The following is a 22,925-nucleotide window of genomic DNA, read 5'->3' on the forward strand; positions in this document are numbered from 1 at the left end:
CGGGAACCACGATTTGAGAGAGAGCTGTCATGGACGGAATGGTAGTGCCGGACCGACCGCCGGGCCTGACGCCACCGGCGGCCCACCCCTTTATCTACGAGATCAACACCTGGGCCTGGCTCGAATCAATCAGCGTCGAAGAAGACAAACCAATCGACCTGGGCTCCGTCCCGAAACGGCACTGGGACGAGATTGCCGGCCTGGGCTTCGATGCGGTTTGGTTGATGGGGGTTTGGCAACGCAGCCCCGCCGGGATCGCGATCGCACTGGAAAATCCGGCCCTGCGGTCCGGTTTCCAGGCCGCGCTGCCGGATTGGCAGGCCGAGGACGTCGTCGGGTCGCCGTACTGCGTCAGGGACTATGTGGTCGACGACCGCCTGGGCGGCCCTGCCGGACTTTCCGCCGCACGGGAAGCGCTGGCGGTGCGGGGTGTCCGGTTAATCCTTGACTTCGTGCCCAACCATGTCGCACCGGATCATCCGTGGACCACGGGGAAATCCGAGCTCTTCGTCCCGGGAACCGCCGCGGACCGGGACCTGGATCCGGCGTCCTTTGTCGAGGTAGGCGGACGAGTGCTCGCCAACGGGCGTGACCCCTACTTCCCTGCCTGGCCGGATGTCGTTCAGCTCAACGCCTTTGACCCGGCCCTTCGTTCGGCGGCGGTGGAGACGGTGACATCGATCGCCGATCAGTGCGACGGGGTGCGCTGCGACATGGCGATGTTGGTCATGAACGACGTTTTCGCCCGCACCTGGGGCGCCCGGGTCGGTCCTGCACCGAGCACGGAGTATTGGCCAACGGTGATCAACGCCGTCCGTGAAACCCACCCCGGATTCGTGTTCCTCGCCGAAGCCTACTGGGATCTTGAGTGGTCCCTCATGCAGCAAGGCTTCGACTACTGCTACGACAAGCGTCTGTATGACCGCCTTCTCGGTGGTAGTGCCGAGGAGGTGCGGCTACACCTGATGGCAGAGCAGACGTATCAGAATGCTCTCCTTCGGTTCGTGGAGAATCACGACGAGCCACGGGCCGCGTCGGTGTTCGGAACCGGGCGAACACAGGCGGCGGCAGTGGCGGCCCTGACCCAGACAGGGGCACGGCTCATTCACCACGGTCAGCTGTTGGGGTGGCGGGTACACCTTCCGGTGTTCCTCGGTCGCTTTCCCGCCGAGCCGATCGATGGCCAGCTCGCGGCATTCTACGACCGGCTCTTGGCGGCTGTCGCCGATCCGACCTTTCGCGACGGCAACTGGCAACTCTGTGAACGGTCGGGGTGGCCGGGCGATAACAGCTTCGAAAACCTCGTCGCTTGGAGCTGGGACGGTACCACCCGGTGGCTGATCGTGGTGAATTTGAGCGATGAGCCCGCAACAGGTCATGTGAGCGCACCGTGGCCGGACCTGCGTGGTCACCGGTGGCAACTGACCGACCCGACCCGGGACATGAGTTTCGAGCGCGCCGGAGACGATCTCGTCGACGGGCTGTTCGTCGGACTTGACGCATGGCAATGGCATTTGCTCCGCCTCGACAGATCACCAGAGCGCTAGCGCCTCAGTCTTCGTCATCGTCGTCGTCGTCGTCCTCGCTCGAATCGGTCCCCCGGACAGTCACGCTGGCGACGCCGTTCAGGTCCATCAGAGGAAGCACGAGGTTGCGCAGCGGGTGGCGGCCGAAGAACCGCACTTCCATCGAGACCATCGGCTTTTGCTCATCGCCGGTCCTGCGGGTGCGCAGGATCGAGGAACTGAACCCCATGGTGGTGGCGATTTCGAGGATCTGGCGCAACACGCCCTGGCCATCGGCGTAATCGATGTGCATGACGCGGTTTCTGTCCACGGAGGGAATCCTGCGGACCGCCGGGGCAATCACGAACAGCGTGAGGAGGTGGAAGACCGTCAGCACGGCGCCCAGGGAGACCATGCCGGCTCCGCAGGCCATGCCCACTGCGGCGGATACCCAGATGGTCGCGGCCGTCGTGAGGCCGCGGACCACGTCCCGGCCCTTGAAGATGACGCCTGCGCCCAGGAAACCGATGCCGCTGACGATCTGGGCCGCGATGCGGGACGGGTCCAGGACGGCTCCGGGCTCCATCACGAAGGCGAAGCCGTACGCGGACACGAGGGTGAAGGCGCACGAGCCGAGTCCCACCAGCACATGGGTCCGGTAGCCCGCGCTCTTCTGCCGGACCTGCCGCTCAATGCCGATCGCTGAACACAGCACGAACGTCGCGGCCAGCAGACCGGCTTCCATCAGGCTGGTGTCGGTGAAGAATGCGAACATACCGCCCACCTTCCTTGGCCCGTCACTTGGTGGCGGACCGGCCCGGATCACTCACCCTATGGCTGACTCTAGCAAGGCGGCAGTCAGCCGTCGTCGGGCATTTTTTCGGACCCGTCGTCTGATTCGTCGTCTGATTCGTCGTCGGGCTCGTCGTCGGGCTCGTCGTTGGGCCTGTTGTCGGGGGCCTCGACGCTGTAGGGCGCCCGGGGCGCCCGGGAGTACAGCTCATCGAGGCGTTCGTTCAGTGCGTGGGCGAGGATGTCCCGCTGAAGTGCCGGCAGCGCCATGGCGCCGTGGATGTAGGCCTCAATCTCGAACTGCCCGGCGTGGCCGCCCAGGGTGAAGTACCGCAGCCACAGCTCTTCAACGCTGACGTCGGCATGGCGCAGCGAGTCGGCGAATCGCTGCCGCTGTTCGCTCTCCTCGTCGCCCAAGGCCATGCCGTCGTCCTGCGCTTAATTTTCGAAGGTCCTGGCCGCAGCCAGCAGTTCCGCCGCGACGAGCGCCAGGGGTTTCCCAGTCTGCCGCGACAGCATCATCAGATCCCTGAGTGCGTCGTCATCATTGGTGCCGTTCCGGGCCATCAGCAGGCCCTTGGCCATGCTGATCGTGTCCCTCTGCGCCAGGGATTCCTGCAGTCGGTCACTCAGCGTCCGGGCAGCCTCACGGGCGTGGGAGTGGATGACAAAGAGCGTCGCCTGTTCGGCGAAGAGTTCGGCCAGACGGACCGTGCCGTTGCCGGCGAACTGTCCGCCGTCGGAGTAGATCTTCACCGCTCCGAGTGCAAGATCGCCGGACAGCAGTGGGCAGCTTATCGAGGATGAAATGCCCAGGGCCGCCGCGGCGGGAGACCAGCGCTGCCAGCGCCGGTCCGAGGCAAGGTCCTCCACCAGGACCGTTTCCCCGCTCGCCCAGGCCGTGATGCACGGGCCTTCCTCCAGCTCGTACTGCAGTGCATCGGCTTCAGCCACGACGGCGTCGGAGGCGGCAGTCGTCTGCCGCAGGCCCGAATGGTTGATCAGGGAGACTCCGGCGCCTATCGCGCCGGGAATCGCCGCCGTCGCGGCGTCGGTGATCAGCCGGAGGGCGTGGGCAACCGTCTGTTCGGTCAGCAGCAGCTTGGTGGCTCGGGCGAAAACAGCGGTGATCTCGTCAGCCAGCGGCAGTTCTACGCTCATCTTCACCTCAGAAGTCCATACCGGCGCGACGCCAGCCGGCGCGTATCGCCGCAGGAGTCAAGCATACGGCGGCTGGCCGGGGGCGCCTATATTCACCGGCCTCCGCACGGCGTAGTGTCGCTAGTAGCTGTGGCCGTGACAGGTGCAGGTATTCGCTATTTGGGTTGCGGGCGATCAAGAGTCCGCCGCCGCTGAGCCGGCTCGTCACATACGTTCAGGCGTTCGTAGGATTGAGGCCGGCATGGTTTCCGGTACCGGCGCATCTCCCACCCCCGAGCAACTTCAGGATCTCCTGCTGGAAAGTCCGGGGTTCACTGAGTTTCTCCTGGGTTTGACCACCGTCTCCGCAACGCTCCTCGGCGGTCCGGAGCCCATGCTGTGCGCCATCACGGTGGAACGGAACGGTTCCCCGGCCACGGTCGCCAGCAGCGGCGAGGAAGCGAAACGGCTGGACGAGAAGCAGTACACGTTCGACGACGGCCCCTGCCTGACGGCGTTGCGGCGGGGAATCACCGTCCTGGTTCCTGACGTGGCGGCTGACGACCGCTGGGCGCACTACGCCTCGGCGGTCTCCGGCGAGGGCATCCGGTCGGTGCTGGCCGTGCCGATCGCCACGGATCCGGGTGCAGCCGCGGCCCTGAACTGCTATGCCCGTACAAGCGGCGTTTTCAACAGCGAGACGGTCGCGGAGGTGGAGCGCCACGCCGCGTCCATCTCCCGGATATTGCGGCTGGCCCTCAAAGTCCACCCTCCGGAGACTTACCCGGAGCATCTCCGGTCCGCCCTGAAGTCCCGCGCCGTCATTGACGCCGCCGTCGCCCTCATCATGATTCAGAACAGGTGCAGCAGGGAGCAGGCCCTGGAGTTGCTCCATCTGGCCGCCAGGGCAACCGACACGAAGCTCCACACCATTGCCGCGGATATCCTGGAGGGCGCTTCGCTACCCTCAGTTGACCCTCCGCAATAGGATGGGAGAAAGCCGCCGTTTTCTCAGCGCGCGGCTGGGACTTGGGGGCGACAAATGCGTGAGGACCGTGCCGTATCGTCTACGGCGCACAACATCAGAGGCCGGGTCAGCGGCGACGCCAGCACACTGCTGGGCCTGTTGCTGGAGAGCACCCGGGCGGGGTCCGGCGTCGACGATTTCCTGGCCGATCTGGCCAGCCTTGCGGCGGCGGAACTCTCGCACCCGGGCACCGAGGTGTCCTGCGGGATCACCGTCCACCGGCGGAAACAGGCCTCCATAGATGCTGGCAGCACCAGCGAGGAGTCCGCCAGCACGCTTCGGATCCCGCTCGTGCTCGACGGCGACAGCTCCGCCGTCGTCAACTTCTACTCGCCGCGGACCGAGGCATTCTCCAGCGACGATGTCGAGCACGCACATCTGTTTGCCGTCGAAGCCTCCCGGGCCCTCCTGCTCGCCTTGCGGGTCTCGCAGCTCAGCGACTCCCGGGATGACCTTGCCGCGGCCATGCAGTCGAGGACCATCATCGACATAGCGATCGGGGCGATCATGGCCCAGAACCGCTGCGGGCGGGAAGCCGCCTTCAAGATCCTTCGGAATACTTCGAACAACAGGAACATGAAGATCCGTGACGTTGCGGCGGCCGTGGTGGCCTCCATCGCCGGCGATACCGACATGACGGCCCGGTTCGAGGAGTGATGTCACGCGAATCCGGGGAGGACGCCGCGGCGGATCCCTTCGATCTGGAACGGTTCGTTACCGCCCAGGACGCGGGCGGCACGTACCGGCACGCCCTCGAGGAACTCCGGGCGGGATCCAAGCGCACCCACTGGATGTGGTTTGTGTTCCCGCAAATCGCCGGGCTCGGGCAGAGCCCGACGGCCCGAAAGTATGCCGTGACCTCGCTCGATGAGGCGAAGGCTTATCTGGGCCACCCCGTGCTGGGTCCGCGGCTGGCCGAGTGCGCCGGGGCTGTGGCCGGTCTCGAGGGGCGCACCGCGAGGCAGATCTTCGGCGGCACCGACGAGCGGAAGCTGCACTCCTCGATGACCCTCTTCCTGCGGGCGGACCCCCGGAAGGTCGTCTTCCAGCAGGTCCTGGCGAAGTACTTCGACGGTCTGCCCGACGCCGCCACCGACCAGCTCCTCGGCGGGGATTAGGGCGCGCATCCCATGATCAGCATCGGCTCGATCGTCATCCGTGTCGATGATCTCCAGCGCCAACTGGACTTCTGGACTGCCGCCCTGGACTACGTGCCACGGCGGCCTCCCGAAGAGGACTTCGTCGTCCTCGAGCCGCGGAACGGAGGCGGCCCGAACGTCTCCCTGGACCGCGTCCCGTCGACGGTCCAGGTCCCGCCCCGAATCCACCTCGACCTCTATTCGGAACAGCAGGAGCGCGACGTCGACCGGCTCCTGCGGCTCGGCGCGAGCCGTGTGGAATGGAGCAAACGTCCGGCCGACGCAGACTACGTCATTCTGGCCGATCCCGAGGGCAACCGCTTCTGCGTGGTGGATACGGCCGGACGGTAGCAGCCGGTGCTGGACCGAGTCACGACAGCGGAGGTAGCGCGCCGTAGGACTTCGGGATCGCGTAGGGGTTGACCGGCCGGTCCTCGTCCAGGGCAGACGGCTCCCTGGTGGCGTAGGTCCGCGCGGTCTTCAGATCGCGGGAGCGGCGGTACAGTCCGACGCCGAGCAGTCCGAGGCCGCCGGCAAGTAACGCCAGCCCCAGAACAAACAGACCGGTCGCTCCCGCATCGGCACTGCCGCTGGCCACCTGGAAAAGCGGTGCCGGCAGGACAAAAACGGCCGCAGCCAGGGCCAGGCTGCCCGCCACGATCTGCCATGTTCCGTTGGACTTCATGGTTCCCCCTCCATTGTGTGTCGCTGGTTTCAGTAAAGCCGGTCCATCGCCGATCCGGAAGGGCATCCGTATTCCCCGGGATTCCCCCGGTCCGGCAAGAAGGGTATCGACGCGAGGGGGGACGGGGAGGAGGATTAAGGGGCAGTCATGATAAGGAGGTCAGTGATGTGCTACCAGTACAACAAGGAGTTCCGGCGGGACATCAAGAAGGATGAATCAAAGGACACTGAGGTGCTCCCGGAGCCCCGGGTGGAATCGCCTGGTTTCAAGTTCTGGGCTTTCCCCCGCCGCAGCAGGGAATTCACCGTCGAGGAGCCGGCCACGACTGACCGAACCCGCGAGAAGGTCTAGCTGGAAACCAAGGAAGGCTCCTCCCCGAGGGGCCTTCCGCTCCGTCACGCCCCCGCCGTGCGGGCGTTCCGGGGAACGTGCGGGAGACTGGAAGTCCCCAATACGAAGGCAGGACCGCATTGATCAATCTCCAGCAGGACGCCGAAGGCTTCATCCGCATGAAGAGGCACTTCCCCGGCAGCACCGTCATTGCCGTCACTTTCAATGATGGCTCCAGGGAGGAGTTCACCGGCCAGCGTCTCAACACCCTCTACGACGAGGCCCTGGCCGTGTACCGGGCAGAGAACCACCTGGACGCGAAGGGATACACCCGGGCGCCGAAAAGGACCGTCCAGCCCGCCAACGCGATCGAGTTCGTCGCGGTGCACCCCGGGATGGTTAAGTAGCCCACCGGCAACCCGTTGACACAGGTGAATAGGCGGATTATTCTACAACCAAATGGTTGTAGATGAGCTCAGAGACGCTGCCCTTGACCGCCTGTTCCAGGCGTTCGCCGATGCCACCCGCCGGGACATCGTCACCCGCGTGACGGCCGGCGAATATTCGGTATCGCGGCTGGCGGAGCACTACGCCATGAGTTTCGCCGCCGTGCAGAAACACGTGGCGGTGTTGGAGCGCGCCTCCCTCGTGACGAAGGAACGGCGCGGACGGGAGCAGATCGTGCGGGCCCACCACGATGGCCTACAACGCGCCCGACGGCTGCTCGATGAGTACGAAACGATCTGGCGGCAGCGGGCTGACCGGATCGCAGACATTCTCGCAGAGGGATAGGAAGAGAGTTCCGTCATGACCGTTATCAGTTCGCAGAAGAATGCCGAAGCCCTGAGCTTCACCGTCGTCGCCGAGTTCGATGCCGGCGTCGAGCGTGTCTGGCAGGTCTGGGAAGACCCGCGCAAGCTGGAACGCTGGTGGGGCCCGCCCACCTGGCCCGCGACCTTCGCCAGCCACGACTTCGTGCCCGGCGGAAAAGCCAGCTACTACATGACCGGGCCCGACGGCGAGAAGGGCCGGGGATGGTGGCGGTTCACCGCCATCGAGGCTCCGCACCGCCTGGAGTTCGACGACGGTTTCGCCGACGAGAACGGCGATCCGGACCCCTCGATGGGCACCAGCCACGCCGTCATGGAGCTTGAGGCAGTCGACAACCGCACGCGGATGACCATGGTGTCGACCTTTGACTCCGCGGAGGCGCTGGAGAAGGTTCTCGCCATGGGCATGGAAGAGGGCATGATGCAGGCCCTCGCCCAGATCGACGCCATCCTCGCCGAGACCAAAGTCAGCTGACCGGAGCCGGTCCGCGGCAAGAAACCGGATCCGCACGGGAACACCCCCGCAGACGCCTGCCGGGCAGTTGCGGGGGTGTTTTATCGGGTGGAGCGGGCCGGCCGGACTTAGCCGCCGAGGATCTTCGCCTTCTGCACCCCGAACTCCTGCTCCGTGAGAATCCCCTGCTCCTTCAGCGCCGCGAGCTCTTTGAGCTGCTGGATGGCTTCGTTAGAGATTCCGCCTGCGGCGGGCGGAGGCGGGGGCGCAGCCGGCTCCTGGTACGCAGCTTGCTGCTGCCCCATCTGCGCGTCGTAGGCCTCCTGCTGCTTCGCAGCGGTCGCGGCGTCCTTTTCGGCGAACTTCGAAGCCTGCCTGCGCTGGACGCGGCCGCTGACCGCCGATGCCGTCCCGGCAACGACCGCCGTCCGCGCCATACCCCTAAGCAGTCCCATAATCTTTCTCCTCTCGCATCGCGTCTTGGGTGTCAGCCCACGGGCGGCATGTCATCGAGCGCTTCGAGCGCTGCCATGACGTCCGGGGCGGGGATCCTTGTGCTCGCAACGAGCTCGCCCCCGCCGTCGCGGACGGCCGCCACGAAAGGTGCCGCCCAAATGTTTTCGTAGACAATCAGTGCGGCGAGGGTGCCCGGCAGAATCGCGCTTGCTGCCTCGGCGATTTCCTCCTCGCCGAGAATCCCGGAATGCGCGCCCTCGAAGTAGGCGAACGACTCCGCGGGGCCGCCAGGGTCGGTGAGTTCGAGCACCTCGACCGTGCCGTCCTCGTTCTTCATGACGACGAGGAGATCGAAGAGCCGGATCACACCCTGCTCCACGAGCCTTATGAGCTCTTCGCTCGCCCGTCCGGTCAGTCCTGCCATGGGGAACTCGAGGAGCACAAAGTCGACCGGCCCGTGGGCCTCGGTCTCCGGTGTGGTTGTCACTGGCTTTCCTCCGTTCTGATTGCAGCGCCCTGTCCGGCGCGCTCGTCTAAAGTGTGGTCGTCACCTGCCGGGGCGTCACCACCCGCATCGGGTGATCCCGGGGGCGAGGCGGCGGCCGGTCCAGCGCCGGACCGGACTCCGGTGGCTCGCATCCCTTGAAAGCTTCCAGGCTCCTACAGAACCACTACAGCGCCCGGGGCTGGGTGGCCGCATCATCCCTTTCGGGTGAGCCCGAACAAACGGGCTGCACGCCCGCAGCGAGGCAGGAGTGCGGTACGTTTCTCGGACACGACGACGGCGGGAAGAGACGTGGGGGACCAATTGGGGACAACGGACTACAACTCGCAGTACCAGCGGGCCGGCCGTTCAGGCGGGGCTGGGAAGTGGTCGCCGTTGGTGACCACACACCGGCCGGCGTACGCTCATCCGCTTGCCGTCCTCGGCTGGCTCGGGGTTGGCGCGTCCCTTGGGCCCTTGCTGTTGGTCGGGGAGACGAGGGACGGCGTCGAAGCCGCACCGTGGCATTTCCTGGCTTCGTGGCTCATCTACTGCACGCTGTGGCGGCCGTGCGTCCGCACCCTGACGGACGGTTATGAACTGGTCAATCCCCTGCGCAACCACCGGATCCCTTACCCGGCCGTCTACGACGTCCGGGTGCGCTACCCCGTTGCGATCAGGGCAGAAGGCCGACGGTTCGGCAGCTGGAGCACACCGGGGAGAACGGGCCGCGACGCCGTCGTCACCGCCTGGCACGAGGGGCGTGCTGCGGCCCTGCCCGGCCCGGCAACAGGGGTGGTCTCCACCTGGAACCGCCCGGTCCTCATCATCGGGGCCGTCACGGGCCTCTGGGCAGTTGGGACGATCCTGGTCTGAAGCGGGACCGCCCTTTCACCTCGTCATCTGCTGACTGTCGGTGCGGGAAGGACAACGCATCTCTGCACCCTGCGATGGGCTGTAAGCTCATTCGAGGTTGAGCGCCCACCGCGGAATCGGGGTGACCCGTCTAATCTGACGAGTAGGTCCATGGCGGGTGTTTTCCCTCAAAGTTGGAGGACGTATGACAAGCACGGAACACCCATCCCCCAGCAGCCTTCGGGGTCCGAATGCCCCGGAATGGGCGCGGCTGGAGGACCTGTCCAGGACCCGTCTGCTGGACACACCTTCCGAGGAGCGCTTCGACCGGATCACGCGGTTGGCGCAGAGCCTGTTCGGGGTCAGCGCAGCCAGCGTGTCGCTGATCGCCGAGAACCGCCAGTACCTGAAATCGTTTGTAGGTCCGCTGTCCCGCGAATCGGACCGGGGTGATGCGTTCTGCGCCGAGACGCTCAAGTCCTCCGAAACCTTGATCGTGGAGAACGCCCTCACCGACGATCGTTTCCGGGACAACCCGCTCGTGACCGGCGACCCCCACATTCAGTTCTATGCCGGCCACCCCCTCACCGGACCGGGCGGCACCCATGTCGGAACGTTCTGCATCATCGACCAGTCGCCCCGGTCCTTCAATGCGGAACAGCGAAAGATCCTGGAGGATCTGACCCAAATCATCCAGCGTGAGATGAACCTGTCCTGGGACATCGACCAAGGAGCCCGCACCCAAAGGGCGCTCCTGCCGGTCACTCCCCCGGCCCCGGCCGGTTACTCGCTGGGAGTCTGCTTCTATCCCGCCTTCGGGCTCAGCGGGGACTTCTACGACCTCGGCACCACAGGGGCCGGGCACTTCCGCATGACCGTCGGCGATGCCATGGGCAAGGGTGTCGGACCCGGGCTCGTGGCGGGGGCGGCGCGTTCCGCCTTCGCCGACGCCGGTTGGGACGCGGACCCGTCCCGCCTCCTCCGGGACGCAGCGGACCGCCTGGACGGGACCCTGGCCCGCGCCGGGTCCTTCGCCTCGGTCTTCCACGCCGTGATCGACCCGGCAACCGGCACCGGCCTCTATGCTGACGCCGGACAGGGCTTGACCCACATCCTGCGGGCCGACAGCACCGTCGAGCGGCTGCCGCCCACAGGCCCGCCGTTGGGGCTGGTCCCCGGCGCGACCTGGACGCAACGCCCCTTCGCGCTCTCCCCCGGAGACGCGGTCCTGATTCCGACCGACGGCCTCCTCGACCTCCACGGCGGCGACCTCGGCCTGCTCTCCACCGCCATGACGGAAAGCCGGACGCAGGACGACGCGGACACGGCCGTCAAGAAATTGTGCGACCGGCGGGGAAAATCCGTGGTTCTGGACGACATCACGGCCGTCCTCTTCCAGCGCGGCCCGGGCCGCACCTAAGCTCCGACACCGCTCCGGGGCCGCTCCGGGGCGGGCCGGCGTTCCCGCCGGAGCTTTCACCCCAAAAGCGTCGGTAGGATTCATGGGGACAAGAGCTGGGGAAGTCTAGGTATAGGGGAGTCAGTGGCGGCAACGGTAACACGGGAAGCCGTCGTGACGGGTGTGGACGAGCAACCACGGCGGCGGCACCAGATGCCCTCACTGTTGACGGGCGTGGACGAGCTGTCGCCGCTGCATAAACAGCTGCCGTTCGTGCTGTTCTTCATCGTCGCCGCGGCCATGAGCAGTGCGATCCCGACCCTGACGGTCAGCGACTGGACGGCACTGGCAGCCGGTGCAGCGCTGACGGCAGCGGCCACCGCGCTGGCCGCCCTGGCGGCCAAACCGGAGCTGGCACGCTTTGCCGTCATTGTGCCGTGCCTGGATTTCCTGGCGGCCGGAGCCTTGCGGCACGGCACGGGGGAAAGCCACTCCATCTATGCCTCGATTGTCCTCTTGCCGGTCCTCTGGTTCGCCGCCATGCAGGGCCGGCGCCACGTGGCCTACGCTGCCGCGGGCGCGACGATTGCCATCATGGTCCCGTTTGCTCTCGGGTCAAGCATCGACGCGAACCCCAATGAGCTTTTCCGCGGGCTGTTCAGCACGACGATCTTCGTCCTGGGAGCCCTTGTGGTCAACGAATTGGCGCAACGGGCACGACGCCGTCTCCACACCGCCCGCGAGCAAGCGGCCGCGGCCACTGCCGAACTCAGCCGGGCCGCCCAGATCCAGCGCTTCCTGCTGCCGAAGAACGCCGCTCCCCTCCCCGGCTACCAGACAGCCGGGGCCTGCATCCCCTCCACCGCTGTGGGAGGGGACTTCTTTGACTGGTACCTCATCGAGGAGGGGCTCGGTTTCACCCTCGGCGACGTGATGGGCAAGGGAGCCGGCGCCGGCATGATCGCCGCCACGACGCGGGCTGTCATCCGCAGTGCCCGCAACAGCCATGACCCCGCGACCGCCCTGACCCTCACGCAGGACTGCCTCGCCACCGACCTGAGCCAGGCGGGCTCCTTCGCGACACTCTTCCACGCCCGGCTCAGGGCCTCCGACGGGCGGATCCGTTACTCGGACGCCGGCCACGGCCTGACCCTGGTGGTCCGGGCGGCCGGCACCTGGGAGAGGCTCGCCTCCGACAACTTTCCGGTTGGCCTGCTCCCGGACACCCGCTGGGAATCACTGGAAACGCGGCTGGGCCCCGGGGACATGATTGTCAGCTTCAGCGACGGCGTCCTGGACCTCTATGACGGAACACTCGCCGCCGTCGACGAGATCGGCAGGCTCGCCGTCTGTGCGGGGTCCGCGGAAGAGCTCGTGGACGCCGTGCGCCGGCGGGCGCAGGGAAGCTCCAACCCCGACGACGTCACAATCCTGGCCGTCCGGCGCGATAGCCAGAGCCCGACCCCGCACGCCGGGGCAACCCGATGAGGCCCTTCTGGGTCCGGCTCGTCGTCGTCCTGACGGTGCTGACCGGGGTCAACTACATTGCCTGGCGCTGGCTGGCATCGCTGAACTGGGACGCCTGGTGGATTGCCGTGCCCCTTGTCATCGCCGAAACCTACAGCCTGATCGACGTCATGCTTTTCGGGATGACGGTCTGGCGGCTCAAGACCCGCACACCACCGGCCCCGGCCCCCGCGGACGCCACGGTCGACGTCTTCATTACGACGTACAACGAGCCGCTGGACCTGGTGATGACGACCGCGCTGGCCGCCCAGAAGATCCGGCACCCGCACAGCACGTGGATCCTTGACGATGGGGACCGGCCGGAACTCCGGGACCTGGCTGCCGCGCACGGGCTCGGGTACGTGACGCGCAGTGCGGCGTGGAGCGGGATGCCCCGGCACGCCAAAGCCGGGAACCTGAACAACGCGCTGATGATGACCGCCGGTGAGTTCCTGCTCATCCTGGACGCGGACCAGATCCCGGAACCGGACATCCTGGACAACACGCTGGGCTACTTCAACAACCGCAGAGTCGCCCTCGTCCAGACGCCCCAGTACTTCAGCAACGTTCCGGCCAGCGATCCCCTGGGCAGCCAGGCGCCGTTGTTCTACGGCCCGATCCAGCAGGGCAAGGACGGCTGGAATGCTGCCTTCTTCTGCGGCTCCAACGCCGTGCTCCGGCGGGAGGCCCTGATGCAGCTGGGGCTGGTCGGCTACGTCAAGGAAACGGAAAAGAGCATCCGGCGCGCCCTCAGCGCCTCCCAGGCCGCGATCCGCAAGGCCCGCAAGGCGGCCTCCAGCGAATCGCCACTCCTGCAGCAGACCCTCGACGAGGTCGAAGAGGCCACCCAGGAGGCCCGCCGCCGGCTCGACGCCGGCGAGTCGCTCAGCGAGATCACCTACCGGGCGCGGCGGCGGGTGGACCAGGCGGTCCAGTCGCTGGTGATGGCCGACGTGTCCGCCCTGCAGGCCGACCTCGAGGAGATCGCCGCGATGTCCCCGGTGGAAGTCGGCGACGCGGGCGTGCCCGTGGTGACCGACGACGCGGTGCAGCGGATGGCGGCCCGTGACTGGTCCCCCCTCGGTGCCATCGAATCCGTCCAGGCGGTGCTGGACGCGTTGTCGGTGGAACGCACCGACGAGGCCCAGCCGGTCATGCCGCTGGCCACCATCTCCGTGACAGAGGACATGGCCACGGCCATGCGGCTCCACGCCATGGGCTGGCAGAGCGTGTACCACCACGAGGTCCTGGCGTACGGGCTGGCACCGGAGGACATCGGCACCATGCTGACCCAGCGGCTTCGCTGGGCCCAGGGCACCATGCAGGTCTTCCTGCGGGAGAACCCGCTGGTCCAGCGGGGGCTCAAGTTCGGCCAGCGGCTGATGTACTTCGCGACCATGTGGACCTACCTCAGCGGCTTCGCCGCCGTCGTCTATTTCGCGGCACCGATCGTCTATCTGCTCTTCGGCATCCTGCCCGTCACCAGCCTGAGCACGGATTTCTTCGTCAGGTTCATCCCGTTCATGGTGGTGAACCAGCTCCTGTTCGCCATTGCCGGGAAGGGCATCCCCACCTGGCGCGGGCAGCAGTACAGCCTCGCCTTGTTCCCGACCTGGATCAAGGCGTGCACGACGGCGGCCCGGAACGTCTGGCTGGGACGCCCCCTCGGCTTCGCCGTCACCCCCAAGGACCGGCAGTCCGGCGGACCGCGGTGGAGCCTGATCCGGCCCCAGATCGCCGTGTCCGTCCTGCTGGTCATCGCGGCGGTTGTTGGGATTGGGCGGCTTGCCGCCGGAATGTCCGAACCGGTCGGCACCCTCGTCAACGTACTCTGGGTGGTGTTTGACCTCGTCGTCATGAGCATCCTGGTCCGGGCCGTCCTGTACCGCGGGTACCCGGCCGTCGAATCCGACGATGAGACCGACAGCAGCACCGAGTCATCCAAAGAAAGGGCCATCCGTGGACCTGAGCTATGAAGTGAAAGACAGCTACGCCGAGATAACGGCCGCCGGCCGGCTCAACATGGTGTCAGCGCCGAAACTGCGGGAACTGGTGGCGGAAGTCGTCGCGGCGGGTACCTCCCGGATTGTGATCAACCTGCAAGAGACTGCCTTCATGGACTCCTCCGGCCTCGGAGCCCTCATCGGATGCCTCAAGGCCGCACGGCAGGCCGGCGGCGACCTCCGGATCGCGGCAGTCCAGCCCCAGGTCCAGATGGTCCTGGGCCTGACCAGCATGGACAAGGTCCTCACGTCCTACCCCTCCGCGGCCGAAGCATTCGGCGATGACTGACGTCCTCGCCCGGCGGACGCTGCGCCAGGCGGCACTTCCGGAAGCCATCGAGGCCGTGCACACCGAGCTGGACGGGCTGTGGGAGGACGCTTCCTTCGTCCCGGACATGGACCGGATGACCTTCGCCACGGCCGTCATCGAAGCTGCCAGCAACGTGGTGCAGCATGCGGTTCCCGAATCCACGTCTCCGGTGGAACTCGGGGTCGACATCAGCGTCACGCCCCTCAGGCTGGAGGCCAGGGTGAGCGCGTTCGGCGCGGCGTGCCCCGACCCCATCGACACCGACCCCGCCATGCCCGACGGCGAGGCGGAATCCGGGCGCGGCCTCGCCCTTATCCGCGCCCTCGTCACCACCGTGACGTTCAGGCGCCAGGACGGGACGAACACCTGGATCCTGTCCAAGTCCCCGCTGAATGACTGAGCGGAATCCTTGGGCAATCCTCGGGATGTCCTGCGCCTTTTTGGCCCCTTTAGCGGGACGGCCGTAGCGGACACTGGAAGTTACGGCTTCCGGTGGGGGCCGGGTACCGTCACGACGCCCCGCCGCACCCGGCGTCCGGCCGAGGAGTTCGATTGAAGCCGATAAGAAGCCTGGCCTGCGTCCTCGCCCTTGTGGTCCTGAGCCTGTCGCTGGCAGCGGTCCCCGCGCAGGCCGCCACCGCGAACATCAGCCTCAGCCCGGCCCAGGGCCCGGCGGGAACCACGGTCACCGTCACCGGCACCGGGTTCCCGAAAAAAAGCGCCGGAACCCTCAACGCCGGCACCAGCTCCGCCGCCTTCAAGGTGAGCGCCTCCGGATACTTCACGGCCGCCGTCGTCATCCCGCAGACGACCCAACCGGTCCTTGACGTCCAGGCCACCGCCGGGACCGTCAGGGCCTCGGCGGCCTTCACCGTCGTCGCCGCCCCTGCACCGCCGCCGCCGCCGGCCATCAGCAGCTCGCCGCTGCGCTTCGGCGTCGGCACCCCGGGCGGAGCGATGGCCTCGGCGGAACTGGACCAGGCCGCGTCCCTCGCCGGCGAGGTGCCGTCCGTCATTCTGTCCTACAAGGACTTCAACCACGCCCCGCCCGTTCCGGAGCTCGACGCCGCCCGCAGCCGCGGCGCCACGACCCTGCTGACGTGGGAGCCCTGGGCCTGGGGCGGCGGAACCGAGCAGCCCGCCTACGCCCTCGACCGCATCACCGCCGGAGACTTCGACCCCTACCTGCGGCAGTGGGGCGCGGCCCTGGCGTCCTGGGGGCACCCCGTGATGCTGCGCTTCGGCCACGAGATGAACGGAAACTGGTACCCGTGGGCCGAGGGCATCAACGGGAACGGACCCGGTGACTACGCCGCCGCGTGGCGGCACGTGCACGACGTCGTCGCCGGCACCGGCGCCACCAACATCACCTGGGTCTGGAACCCCAACGTCCCCTACTGGGGGTCAACACCGCTCGACGGCCTCTACCCCGGACCCGGATACGTGGACGCAGTGGCCCTCGACGGGTACAACTGGGGCACCTCGGCGGCCTGGAGCAGCTGGATCGCCCCGGCGGAGCTCTTCGGCCCGGGGCTCGCCGAACTGAGAGGGCTCGCGCCGGGCAAGCCGGTGCTCATCGCGGAAACCTCGTCCGCGGAACAGGGCGGATCCAAGGCGGACTGGAACACGGCGCTGATCAGCTACCTCGCCGCGCAGGCCGACGTCACGGCCGTGGTCTGGTTCCACTTCAACAAGGAAACCGACTGGCGGATCAACAGCAGCACCGGCTCCGCCACGGCGCTGGCCGCTGCCCTGGCCGCGCGCCCCCGGTAACCGGAGGCCGCTTCCGGCGGGATGCTCTGCACGTTCCGCTGCGCATTCGGACGCGCGCTACGCGGATCCGGGATGCTCTGCACGTTCCGCTCCGCATCCGGACGCACGCTACGCGGATCCGGCGTGCCGCCGTCCGAATCCGCGTCCCGCGCCCGAAACAGGCGCGGAAACAGAGTCCTGGCGGGCACTCCGGTCTGAGGCAGGCAAAGAAAAAGCCTCCGGAACCTGGTGGTTCCGGAGGCTTTTCCAAGGGTGGCAGATGAGGGATTCGAACCCCCGTAGGCGTTGCCAGCTGATTTACAGTCAGCCCCCTTTGGCCGCTCGGGTAATCTGCCGAACTTCAAAAGAAGATCACTCGCGGCCTCCATCGTCAGAACGCCTGTTTCCAGTCCGTTCCGCTTCCAGTAACCGCGGGCAAGACAACTTTACAGAACTTCTGCCGAAGAATCGAATCGGCGCTTTGAGGCCCGAAAAAGCCCGGAAAATCAGGCATCACCGAGGATGCGGCCGGCGAGCTTGGACTCAAACCTCGCCGCCTGCTCCTCCGTGATCTGGTTCAGCTGGATGGCACGGGCCAGATCAGCATGGACGCCGTCCAGCCGCGACGAGGCATCCGCGGCCGGGCTGAAGATGATCGAGGCAGCCAGCGTCGCGGCCGCCACCGAGGTCGCGGCGGTGGCGATACCACCGGCTGCGGCTGCCGTGGAGCGGACGACGTACCGGACGGCTTTGTTCTGCATGAGCTGTACCCTTCGAGCGACTCTTCCAACTTCTGCAACTCTCCTCCCCGAAACTTCGTTCCCGCCCTGACTTAGCTTTGAGCGGACTGTGAACCGGACTGTGAAGGGGCCGCCGCACCGCCGGACTTCACATCAGGGGCATCCGTACTAGGCTGGATTGCAGATACAACGGCCCCTTACCGGGCACCCCCCAACCACCAGGAGGACAGTCATGGCAGGCGAATCCACATTCGACGTCGTCAGCAAGGTCGACAAGCAGGAAGTCGCCAACGCGCTGCACCAGGCGCAGAAGGAACTGGTCCAGCGCTACGACTTCAAGGGAGTCGGCGCCGAGGTCGATTTCAGCGACGAGAAGATCCTCATGAAGGCCAACTCCGAAGAGCGTGTCCTCGCGGTCCTGGACGTGCTGCAGTCCAAGCTCATCCGCCGCGGCATCTCCTTGAAGTCCCTCGAAACGGGCGAGCCCTACCCGTCCGGCAAGGAGTTCCGGCTCGAGGCCACCATCAAGGAGGGCATCGCGCAGGACCTCGCGAAGAAGATCAACAAGCTCATCCGCGACGAGGCCCCCAAGTCCGTCAAGTCGCAGATCCAGGGCGATGAGCTCCGCGTGACCTCCAAATCCCGCGACGACCTGCAGGAGACCATGAACCTGCTGAAGGGCTTCGACGAGGCCGACCTGCAGTTCGTGAACTTCCGCAGCTAGGGTCTCTCCGCGGCGCAGGTTTCCTCACGCTGCGCATATTTCCTGACGCTGCACTGAAGGGCTGGCGCGCCGGTATACCGGTGTCGACAGCCCTTTAGCGCGTCACGGGGCCACTTGCGCGTCGCAGCCCGGTTTCCGCTCCACCCACGACGCCGCATCCACTCCTGTCCGCGGACCCCTGGGACCCAGATCCAGGGCATCCGCCGCGACCGGGTCCGCGCTCCGGGGGCACATTGGCGCGGATACGCCGTCAGCTGAGGCGCCGCCGTCGAAATCCGGGCTCAAAGTGCCCCCGGACGGCTGCACCCCCGGCCGAACCCGCACGGCTACCCGAGCGGCCGGCGCGGGGATGCACCTCGGTCCAGCCCGCCTGCCAGCCGAGCGGCCCCCGGACGGATGCACCCCGGTCAATCTGCCCAGCTACCCGAGCGGCCGGCCTGCCATCCGCTCCAGCCGGCCGATCCGCTCGCCCATCGGCGGGTGCGTGGAGAACATCTTCGCGACGCCGCCAGCGCGGAACGGGTTCGCGATCATCAGGTGCGAGGCGTTGACCAGCCGCTGGTCCTGCGGCAGCGGCGCGAGCTGCACGCCCTGCTCAATCTTGCGCAGGGCCGAGGCGAGCGCCAGCGGGTCCCCCGTGAGCTTGGAACCGTCCTCGTCGGCGTCGAACTCCCGGGTTCGGGAGATGGCCATCTGGATCAGCGAGGCGGCAAACGGGGCCAGCAGCGCCATCGCGATCGCGGCGATCGGATTGGCGTTGCGCCGGTCCCCTCCGCCGCCGAAAATCAGGAACATCTGCGCCACCGACGTGATCACACCGGCGACGGCGGCGGCCACCGAGGCGGTCAGGATGTCCCGGTTGTAGACGTGCATAAGCTCGTGGCCCAGCACGCCGCGCAGTTCCCGGGCGTCGAGCATCCGGAGAATGCCCTCGGTGCAGCACACCGCGGCGTTTTGCGGGTTCCGTCCGGTGGCGAACGCGTTCGGGGCCATCGTTGGCGAGAGGTAGATCCGCGGCATCGGCTGCTGCGCCTCGGCGGAGAGCTCCCGGACAATCTGGTAGAGCTGGGGCGCCTGTGCCTCCGTCACGGGATAGGCCTGCATGGCCCGGATCGCGAGTTTGTCACTGTTCCAGTAGCCGTAGGCCGTCGTCGCGACGCCTACCAGCGCCATAATCCAGATCGGGGCGGCGCTGCGCATGCTGGAGGCCATCAGCGCGCCAAGCCCCAGCAGCACCGCCCACAGCACACCGAAAAGGGCCGCGGTCTTCAGTCCGTTGTGATGCTGATGCACGATTCCTCCCGAAGTCGTCCCAATATCGACCCGCACAAGAAAAACGTCCCGCTAGGGCACCGGGTTCCGCGCGTCGTACTTCAGGAAGCCCGACTGCCAGTGCGCCACGGCCCAGGCCACCGCGATGCACAGCAGGCCGCCCAAAAGCAGGACCCAGCCTTCACTCAAAATTTTAGTCCCACCACCGGCCAGCATGTCCCCCACCCGGGGTCCGCCGGCCACCACCACAATGAAGACGCCCTGCAGCCGGCCGCGCAGGTGGTCCGGCGTGGAGGCCTGCAGGATGGTCGTGCGGAAGACGGCGCTGACGGAGTCGGCGATGCCGGCAAGCCCGCAGCACAGGGCCGCGGGCAGCAGCCACCACGTCACGCCGCCGGCGCCGGAGTCCCCGGCGAGGACGACGACGAGGCCGAAGCCGGCAACCGAGGCGCCCCAGCCCATCACGGACCAGACGACGGCGGCCCCCTGCCGCCGCACCGCCCCGAGCGGGCCGGAGAAGAGACCGGCCAGGAACGCACCGACCGCGGTGGAGGCCAGCAGGATCCCCACCGTGGCCTCGCCGCCGCCGATCATCACGGCGCCGATCGCGGGCAGCAGCGCCCGGGGCTGCGCGAAGATCATGGCGACGAGGTCGATGATGAAGGTCATCCGCAGGTTGGGGCGGGTGCCCAGGAAACGGAAGCCCTCGACGACGGACCGCAGCCCCGCGGGCCGCGCATGCTCCCCCGGCGGCATGGCCGGCAGCCTGAACAGAGCCCACAAGGCGAAGGCGAAGGTGGCGACGTCGATCGTGTAGGTCCAGGCGAAGCCGACCGTGGCCACCAGCAGCCCGGCCAGCAGCGGCCCGGCGGTCAGGGTGAGGCCGAAACTGATCATGCTCAGCGCGTTGGCGGCCGGCAGGAGCTCCTTGCGCACCAGCAGCGGGATGATGGCGCTGCGGGCCGGCTGGTTGATGGCCTGGGCGCCGCTCTGCACCGCCACCAGGGCGTACAGCACCCAGATGTTCCCCAGCTGCAGCCAGGCCTGCAGGGCCAGGCAGGCGGTGGTCAGCCACAGCACCGAGGAGGCCAGCAGCGCCACCGTGCGGCGGTCGTGGGCGTCCGCGATCGATCCGCCCAGCAGCCCGCCGAAAACCAGCGGGACGAGGGCAAAGATGCTCAGCAGTCCCACGTAGAGGCTGTCCTGGGTGAGCCGGTAGACCTCCAGACTCACGGCCACGAGGGTCAGCTGGCTCCCGAGGGCTGCGACGGTGGATCCCAACCATAGGCGGCGGAACGCCGGACTCTCGCGCAAGGGCGTGATGTCCGCCAGATATTTCCCCACCCGGACACTCTAGTGGCGCCGGAGCGGCAGGCCGGCGCACCCGGTGCCCGACGCGCAGCCTGGCCGCCGCCGCCCCCGGAGCCCCCAGAGCCCCCGGGGCCGCCGGCGACGCCAAAGCCGGAGCGGCGTCATAGGCGCGCCTTATTATGATCGACTCATAATAGGTGCTTGAATGGGGGCATGACGGATTCGGCGGGCACCCACGAGGCATGGGCTGCCGCCCTGCGCGCCCACGGCCGCCGGGTGACCAAACAGCGGCTGGCCGTGCTCACCGCCGTCGAACACCACCCGCACTCCCCGGCCGAGCACATTCTCGCCGCCGCCCGCCAGGACCTCCCCGAGCTGACCGCACAGTCCGTCTACGTGGTCCTGGGCGACCTCACCGACCTGCAGATGCTGCGCCGCTTCGAGCCCCCGCACTCCCCCGCCCTGTACGAGACGCGGGTGGGCGACAACCACCACCACGCCGTCTGCATCAGCTGCGGCCGCGTGGAGGACGTCGAATGCGCCGTCGGGCATGCGCCGTGCCTGACGCCGAGCTGGGACGAAAACGCCAGTCCGATGACCATCCAGATCGCCGATGTGCTGTACCAGGGCATCTGCCAGGACTGCCAGCGGACCCAACAACTTCCCTCCGAACGTAAATAAGTACAACCAAGAAATAGGAGAACGATGACTCAGAACATCTCTGCGCCCGCCGTGTCCACAACACAGACCGGTGCCCCGGTCACATCCGATGCCCACTCGAAATCCGTCGGTGCTGACGGCGCGATCATCCTCACCGATCACTACCTGATCGAGAAGCTCGCGCAGTTCAACCGCGAGCGTGTGCCGGAGCGCGTGGTGCACGCCAAGGGCGGCGGCGCGTTCGGTACCTTCACCACCACCGAGGACGTCTCGAAGTACACCAAGGCCGCACTGTTCCAGCCGGGCACCGAGACCGAGATGCTCATCCGCTTCTCCTCCGTCGCCGGCGAGGCAGGCTCCCCCGACACCTGGCGCGACCCCCGCGGTTTCGCCGTGAAGTTCTACACCACCGAGGGCAACTACGACCTCGTGGGCAACAACACCCCGGTGTTCTTCATCCGCGACGGCATCAAGTTCCCGGACTTCATCCACTCGCAGAAGCGCCTCCCGGGCACCCACCTGCGCGACGCCGACATGCAGTGGGACTTCTGGACCCTCTCCCCCGAGTCCGCGCACCAGGTCACCTGGCTGATGGGCGACCGCGGCCTCCCGGCCTCCTGGCGTGAAATGCAGGGCTACGGCTCGCACACCTACCAGTGGATCAACGCCGAGGGCGAGCGCTTCTGGGTCAAGTACCACTTCCGCTCCAACCAGGGCGTCAACTCCATGACCGGGGACGCGGCCGAGGCCCTGGCCGGCGCCGACGGCGACTTCTACATCCGCGACCTGCAGGAGAACATTGCCGCCGGCAACTTCCCCTCCTGGGACCTGCACGTCCAGGTCATGCCGTACGAGGATGCCAAGACCTACCGGTTCAACCCGTTCGACCTCACCAAGGTGTGGCCGCACGCGGACTACCCGCTGATCAAGGTCGGCACCATGGAGCTGAACCGGAACCCGGAGAACTACTTCGCGCAGATCGAGCAGGCCGCCTTCGCGCCGTCGAACTTCGTGCCGGGCATCGCCGCGTCGCCGGACAAGATGCTGCAGGCCCGCATCTTCTCCTACGCCGATGCGCACCGCTACCGCGTGGGCACCAACCACGCCCAGCTGCCGGTCAACCTGCCCAAGAACCAGGTCAACAACTACAGCCAGGACGGCCAGGGCCGGTACCTCTTCAACGCCCCGTCCGTTCCGGTCTACGCACCGAACTCCCTCGGCGGCCCGGCTGCCGTGGAGCCGCTGAACCCGGCCGGCGGCTGGGAGAACGACGGTGAGCTCACGCACTCCGCGCACTCCCTGCACGCCGAGGACGGCGACTTCGGCCAGGCCGGCACGCTGTACCGCGAAGTGTTCGACGACGGCGCCAAGGCCCGCCTGCTGGACACCGTCACCGGTGCCGTCAGCGGCGTCAAGAACGCCGAGATCAAGGAACGCGCCATCCAGTACTGGACCAACGTCGACGCCGAGTTCGGCGCCAAGCTGCGCGCCAACCTGGGCGCCGGCCAGGTCGAGTCCGACGCCGAGGCCGCCAACAAGGTCTGATCGTCC

28 protein-coding genes and 1 tRNA gene are annotated in these 22,925 nt (G+C 67.2%); 19 read left to right on the plus strand and 10 right to left on the minus strand.

The features are described from left to right. Positions 1–29 precede the first annotated feature (29 nt). Positions 30–1,547: a hypothetical protein gene (locus AC06G6_RS15370; protein ID WP_479823403.1), complete on the plus strand. Its 1,518-nt coding sequence runs from the start codon at positions 30–32 to the stop codon at positions 1,545–1,547. Between the two features lie 4 nt (positions 1,548–1,551). Here AC06G6_RS15370 and AC06G6_RS15375 read toward each other — a convergent pair whose 3' ends face one another. The 3 genes from AC06G6_RS15375 to AC06G6_RS15385 all read right to left on the minus strand — a co-directional run bounded on the left by AC06G6_RS15375 (position 1,552) and on the right by AC06G6_RS15385 (position 3,458). Next, complete coding sequence (locus AC06G6_RS15375; protein WP_479823405.1) at positions 1,552–2,280, minus strand: MgtC/SapB family protein; 729 nt, start codon at positions 2,278–2,280, stop codon at positions 1,552–1,554. 83 nt (positions 2,281–2,363) lie between these two features. Then, on the minus strand, positions 2,364–2,720 hold the full coding sequence (locus AC06G6_RS15380) for a hypothetical protein (protein WP_479823407.1): 357 nt from the start codon (positions 2,718–2,720) through the stop codon (positions 2,364–2,366). Between the two features lie 15 nt (positions 2,721–2,735). Next, positions 2,736–3,458, minus strand: a complete 723-nt coding sequence (locus AC06G6_RS15385; protein WP_479823409.1) for a GAF and ANTAR domain-containing protein — start codon at positions 3,456–3,458, stop codon at positions 2,736–2,738. 241 nt (positions 3,459–3,699) lie between these two features. Between AC06G6_RS15385 and AC06G6_RS15390 the strand changes: the two genes are divergently transcribed. From AC06G6_RS15390 to AC06G6_RS15405, 4 genes are read left to right on the plus strand one after another with little or no spacing between them, the layout of a single operon-like run. Next, positions 3,700–4,425 (plus strand): GAF and ANTAR domain-containing protein, encoded by a 726-nt coding sequence (locus tag AC06G6_RS15390; protein WP_479823411.1) that lies wholly within the window; start codon positions 3,700–3,702, stop codon positions 4,423–4,425. Positions 4,426–4,479: 54 nt separating this feature from the next. Continuing rightward, a complete protein-coding gene (locus AC06G6_RS15395; RefSeq protein WP_479823413.1) occupies positions 4,480–5,121 on the plus strand; it encodes an ANTAR domain-containing protein in 642 nt (213 codons plus the stop codon). Further along, positions 5,121–5,582: a DUF1810 domain-containing protein gene (locus AC06G6_RS15400; protein WP_479823415.1), complete on the plus strand. Its 462-nt coding sequence runs from the start codon at positions 5,121–5,123 to the stop codon at positions 5,580–5,582. The genes AC06G6_RS15395 and AC06G6_RS15400 overlap by 1 nt, the downstream gene beginning before the upstream one ends. Positions 5,583–5,594: 12 nt before the next feature. Further along, positions 5,595–5,954 (plus strand): VOC family protein, encoded by a 360-nt coding sequence (locus tag AC06G6_RS15405; protein WP_307460763.1) that lies wholly within the window; start codon positions 5,595–5,597, stop codon positions 5,952–5,954. Between the two features lie 19 nt (positions 5,955–5,973). Here AC06G6_RS15405 and AC06G6_RS15410 read toward each other — a convergent pair whose 3' ends face one another. Beyond that, positions 5,974–6,288, minus strand: a complete 315-nt coding sequence (locus AC06G6_RS15410; protein ID WP_479823417.1) for a hypothetical protein — start codon at positions 6,286–6,288, stop codon at positions 5,974–5,976. A gap of 165 nt (positions 6,289–6,453) precedes the next feature. Here AC06G6_RS15410 and AC06G6_RS15415 point away from each other — a divergent pair, with 165 nt between their 5' ends. From AC06G6_RS15415 to AC06G6_RS15430, 4 genes are all read left to right on the plus strand, one after another. Next, positions 6,454–6,639, plus strand: a complete 186-nt coding sequence (locus AC06G6_RS15415; RefSeq protein WP_479823419.1) for a hypothetical protein — start codon at positions 6,454–6,456, stop codon at positions 6,637–6,639. A gap of 119 nt (positions 6,640–6,758) precedes the next feature. Next, positions 6,759–7,025 carry a hypothetical protein gene (locus tag AC06G6_RS15420; RefSeq protein WP_479823421.1) on the plus strand — a complete coding sequence of 89 codons (267 nt, stop codon included), beginning with the start codon at positions 6,759–6,761 and terminating at the stop codon, positions 7,023–7,025. 52 nt (positions 7,026–7,077) lie between these two features. Continuing rightward, a complete protein-coding gene (locus AC06G6_RS15425) occupies positions 7,078–7,410 on the plus strand; it encodes an ArsR/SmtB family transcription factor (RefSeq protein WP_479823423.1) in 333 nt (110 codons plus the stop codon). A 15-nt stretch (positions 7,411–7,425) separates the two neighbouring features. Further along, positions 7,426–7,923 (plus strand): SRPBCC family protein, encoded by a 498-nt coding sequence (locus AC06G6_RS15430; protein WP_479823425.1) that lies wholly within the window; start codon positions 7,426–7,428, stop codon positions 7,921–7,923. A gap of 107 nt (positions 7,924–8,030) precedes the next feature. On the opposite strand, the gene AC06G6_RS15435 is transcribed toward AC06G6_RS15430, so the two are convergent. Further along, a complete protein-coding gene (locus AC06G6_RS15435) occupies positions 8,031–8,357 on the minus strand; it encodes an SHOCT domain-containing protein (RefSeq protein ID WP_479823427.1) in 327 nt (108 codons plus the stop codon). A 32-nt stretch (positions 8,358–8,389) separates the two neighbouring features. Next, positions 8,390–8,845 carry a DUF6325 family protein gene (locus tag AC06G6_RS15440; protein ID WP_479823429.1) on the minus strand — a complete coding sequence of 152 codons (456 nt, stop codon included), beginning with the start codon at positions 8,843–8,845 and terminating at the stop codon, positions 8,390–8,392. Positions 8,846–9,241: 396 nt separating this feature from the next. On the opposite strand from AC06G6_RS15440, the gene AC06G6_RS15445 reads away from it, so the two are divergent. From AC06G6_RS15445 to AC06G6_RS15475, 7 genes are all read left to right on the plus strand, one after another. Next, a complete protein-coding gene (locus tag AC06G6_RS15445; protein WP_479823431.1) occupies positions 9,242–9,718 on the plus strand; it encodes a hypothetical protein in 477 nt (158 codons plus the stop codon). Between the two features lie 184 nt (positions 9,719–9,902). After that, positions 9,903–11,117, plus strand: a complete 1,215-nt coding sequence (locus AC06G6_RS15450) for a PP2C family protein-serine/threonine phosphatase (protein WP_479823433.1) — start codon at positions 9,903–9,905, stop codon at positions 11,115–11,117. Positions 11,118–11,240: 123 nt separating this feature from the next. Continuing rightward, a complete protein-coding gene (locus tag AC06G6_RS15455; protein WP_479823435.1) occupies positions 11,241–12,584 on the plus strand; it encodes a PP2C family protein-serine/threonine phosphatase in 1,344 nt (447 codons plus the stop codon). After that, positions 12,581–14,578: a glycosyltransferase family 2 protein gene (locus tag AC06G6_RS15460; RefSeq protein WP_479823437.1), complete on the plus strand. Its 1,998-nt coding sequence runs from the start codon at positions 12,581–12,583 to the stop codon at positions 14,576–14,578. The genes AC06G6_RS15455 and AC06G6_RS15460 overlap by 4 nt, the downstream gene beginning before the upstream one ends. Next, positions 14,562–14,894, plus strand: a complete 333-nt coding sequence (locus AC06G6_RS15465; protein WP_307460785.1) for an STAS domain-containing protein — start codon at positions 14,562–14,564, stop codon at positions 14,892–14,894. The genes AC06G6_RS15460 and AC06G6_RS15465 overlap by 17 nt, the downstream gene beginning before the upstream one ends. Beyond that, on the plus strand, positions 14,887–15,315 hold the full coding sequence (locus tag AC06G6_RS15470) for an ATP-binding protein (RefSeq protein ID WP_479823439.1): 429 nt from the start codon (positions 14,887–14,889) through the stop codon (positions 15,313–15,315). Before AC06G6_RS15465 ends, AC06G6_RS15470 begins: the two co-directional genes overlap by 8 nt. Before the next feature lie 152 nt (positions 15,316–15,467). Next, on the plus strand, positions 15,468–16,688 hold the full coding sequence (locus AC06G6_RS15475; RefSeq protein ID WP_479823441.1) for a glycoside hydrolase family 26 protein: 1,221 nt from the start codon (positions 15,468–15,470) through the stop codon (positions 16,686–16,688). A 253-nt stretch (positions 16,689–16,941) separates the two neighbouring features. Here the strand turns inward: AC06G6_RS15475 and AC06G6_RS15480 are convergent. Beyond that, positions 16,942–17,023 (minus strand) — tRNA-Tyr (locus tag AC06G6_RS15480). A gap of 150 nt (positions 17,024–17,173) precedes the next feature. After that, entirely contained in the window at positions 17,174–17,428 is a 255-nt protein-coding gene (locus AC06G6_RS15485; protein ID WP_479823443.1) for a hypothetical protein, read from the minus strand. 211 nt (positions 17,429–17,639) lie between these two features. Here AC06G6_RS15485 and AC06G6_RS15490 point away from each other — a divergent pair, with 211 nt between their 5' ends. After that, positions 17,640–18,131 carry a YajQ family cyclic di-GMP-binding protein gene (locus AC06G6_RS15490; RefSeq protein ID WP_226758422.1) on the plus strand — a complete coding sequence of 164 codons (492 nt, stop codon included), beginning with the start codon at positions 17,640–17,642 and terminating at the stop codon, positions 18,129–18,131. Positions 18,132–18,551: 420 nt separating this feature from the next. Here the strand turns inward: AC06G6_RS15490 and htpX are convergent, their stop codons facing one another. Both htpX and AC06G6_RS15500 read right to left on the minus strand, forming a co-directional pair. Then, entirely contained in the window at positions 18,552–19,424 is an 873-nt protein-coding gene (htpX, locus tag AC06G6_RS15495) for a zinc metalloprotease HtpX (RefSeq protein WP_479823445.1), read from the minus strand. A gap of 51 nt (positions 19,425–19,475) precedes the next feature. Next, a complete protein-coding gene (locus tag AC06G6_RS15500; protein ID WP_479823447.1) occupies positions 19,476–20,747 on the minus strand; it encodes an MFS transporter in 1,272 nt (423 codons plus the stop codon). Between the two features lie 180 nt (positions 20,748–20,927). Here AC06G6_RS15500 and AC06G6_RS15505 point away from each other — a divergent pair, with 180 nt between their 5' ends. Both AC06G6_RS15505 and AC06G6_RS15510 read left to right on the plus strand, forming a co-directional pair. Next, a complete protein-coding gene (locus AC06G6_RS15505) occupies positions 20,928–21,395 on the plus strand; it encodes a Fur family transcriptional regulator (RefSeq protein ID WP_479823449.1) in 468 nt (155 codons plus the stop codon). 24 nt (positions 21,396–21,419) lie between these two features. Continuing rightward, a complete protein-coding gene (locus AC06G6_RS15510; RefSeq protein ID WP_479823451.1) occupies positions 21,420–22,919 on the plus strand; it encodes a catalase in 1,500 nt (499 codons plus the stop codon). The last annotated feature ends 6 nt before the right edge of the window (positions 22,920–22,925 follow it).

Source organism: Arthrobacter sp. CJL-S3 (assembly GCF_056711635.1).

Coding starts and splice junctions, on each gene's coding strand:
- AC06G6_RS15380 (WP_479823407.1), bottom strand. CDS start 2,720: ATGGCCTTGGGCGACGAGGAGAGCGAACAGCGGCAGCGATTCGCCGAC.
- AC06G6_RS15510 (WP_479823451.1), top strand. CDS start 21,420: ATGACTCAGAACATCTCTGCGCCCGCCGTGTCCACAACACAGACCGGT.
- AC06G6_RS15505 (WP_479823449.1), top strand. CDS start 20,928: ATGACGGATTCGGCGGGCACCCACGAGGCATGGGCTGCCGCCCTGCGC.
- AC06G6_RS15385 (WP_479823409.1), bottom strand. CDS start 3,458: ATGAGCGTAGAACTGCCGCTGGCTGACGAGATCACCGCTGTTTTCGCC.
- AC06G6_RS15435 (WP_479823427.1), bottom strand. CDS start 8,357: ATGGGACTGCTTAGGGGTATGGCGCGGACGGCGGTCGTTGCCGGGACG.
- AC06G6_RS15415 (WP_479823419.1), top strand. CDS start 6,454: ATGTGCTACCAGTACAACAAGGAGTTCCGGCGGGACATCAAGAAGGAT.
- AC06G6_RS15370 (WP_479823403.1), top strand. CDS start 30: ATGGACGGAATGGTAGTGCCGGACCGACCGCCGGGCCTGACGCCACCG.
- AC06G6_RS15460 (WP_479823437.1), top strand. CDS start 12,581: ATGAGGCCCTTCTGGGTCCGGCTCGTCGTCGTCCTGACGGTGCTGACC.
- AC06G6_RS15470 (WP_479823439.1), top strand. CDS start 14,887: ATGACTGACGTCCTCGCCCGGCGGACGCTGCGCCAGGCGGCACTTCCG.
- AC06G6_RS15485 (WP_479823443.1), bottom strand. CDS start 17,428: ATGCAGAACAAAGCCGTCCGGTACGTCGTCCGCTCCACGGCAGCCGCA.
- AC06G6_RS15430 (WP_479823425.1), top strand. CDS start 7,426: ATGACCGTTATCAGTTCGCAGAAGAATGCCGAAGCCCTGAGCTTCACC.
- AC06G6_RS15405 (WP_307460763.1), top strand. CDS start 5,595: ATGATCAGCATCGGCTCGATCGTCATCCGTGTCGATGATCTCCAGCGC.
- AC06G6_RS15425 (WP_479823423.1), top strand. CDS start 7,078: ATGGTTGTAGATGAGCTCAGAGACGCTGCCCTTGACCGCCTGTTCCAG.
- AC06G6_RS15395 (WP_479823413.1), top strand. CDS start 4,480: ATGCGTGAGGACCGTGCCGTATCGTCTACGGCGCACAACATCAGAGGC.
- AC06G6_RS15375 (WP_479823405.1), bottom strand. CDS start 2,280: ATGTTCGCATTCTTCACCGACACCAGCCTGATGGAAGCCGGTCTGCTG.
- AC06G6_RS15490 (WP_226758422.1), top strand. CDS start 17,640: ATGGCAGGCGAATCCACATTCGACGTCGTCAGCAAGGTCGACAAGCAG.
- AC06G6_RS15400 (WP_479823415.1), top strand. CDS start 5,121: ATGTCACGCGAATCCGGGGAGGACGCCGCGGCGGATCCCTTCGATCTG.
- AC06G6_RS15450 (WP_479823433.1), top strand. CDS start 9,903: ATGACAAGCACGGAACACCCATCCCCCAGCAGCCTTCGGGGTCCGAAT.
- AC06G6_RS15410 (WP_479823417.1), bottom strand. CDS start 6,288: ATGAAGTCCAACGGAACATGGCAGATCGTGGCGGGCAGCCTGGCCCTG.
- AC06G6_RS15390 (WP_479823411.1), top strand. CDS start 3,700: ATGGTTTCCGGTACCGGCGCATCTCCCACCCCCGAGCAACTTCAGGAT.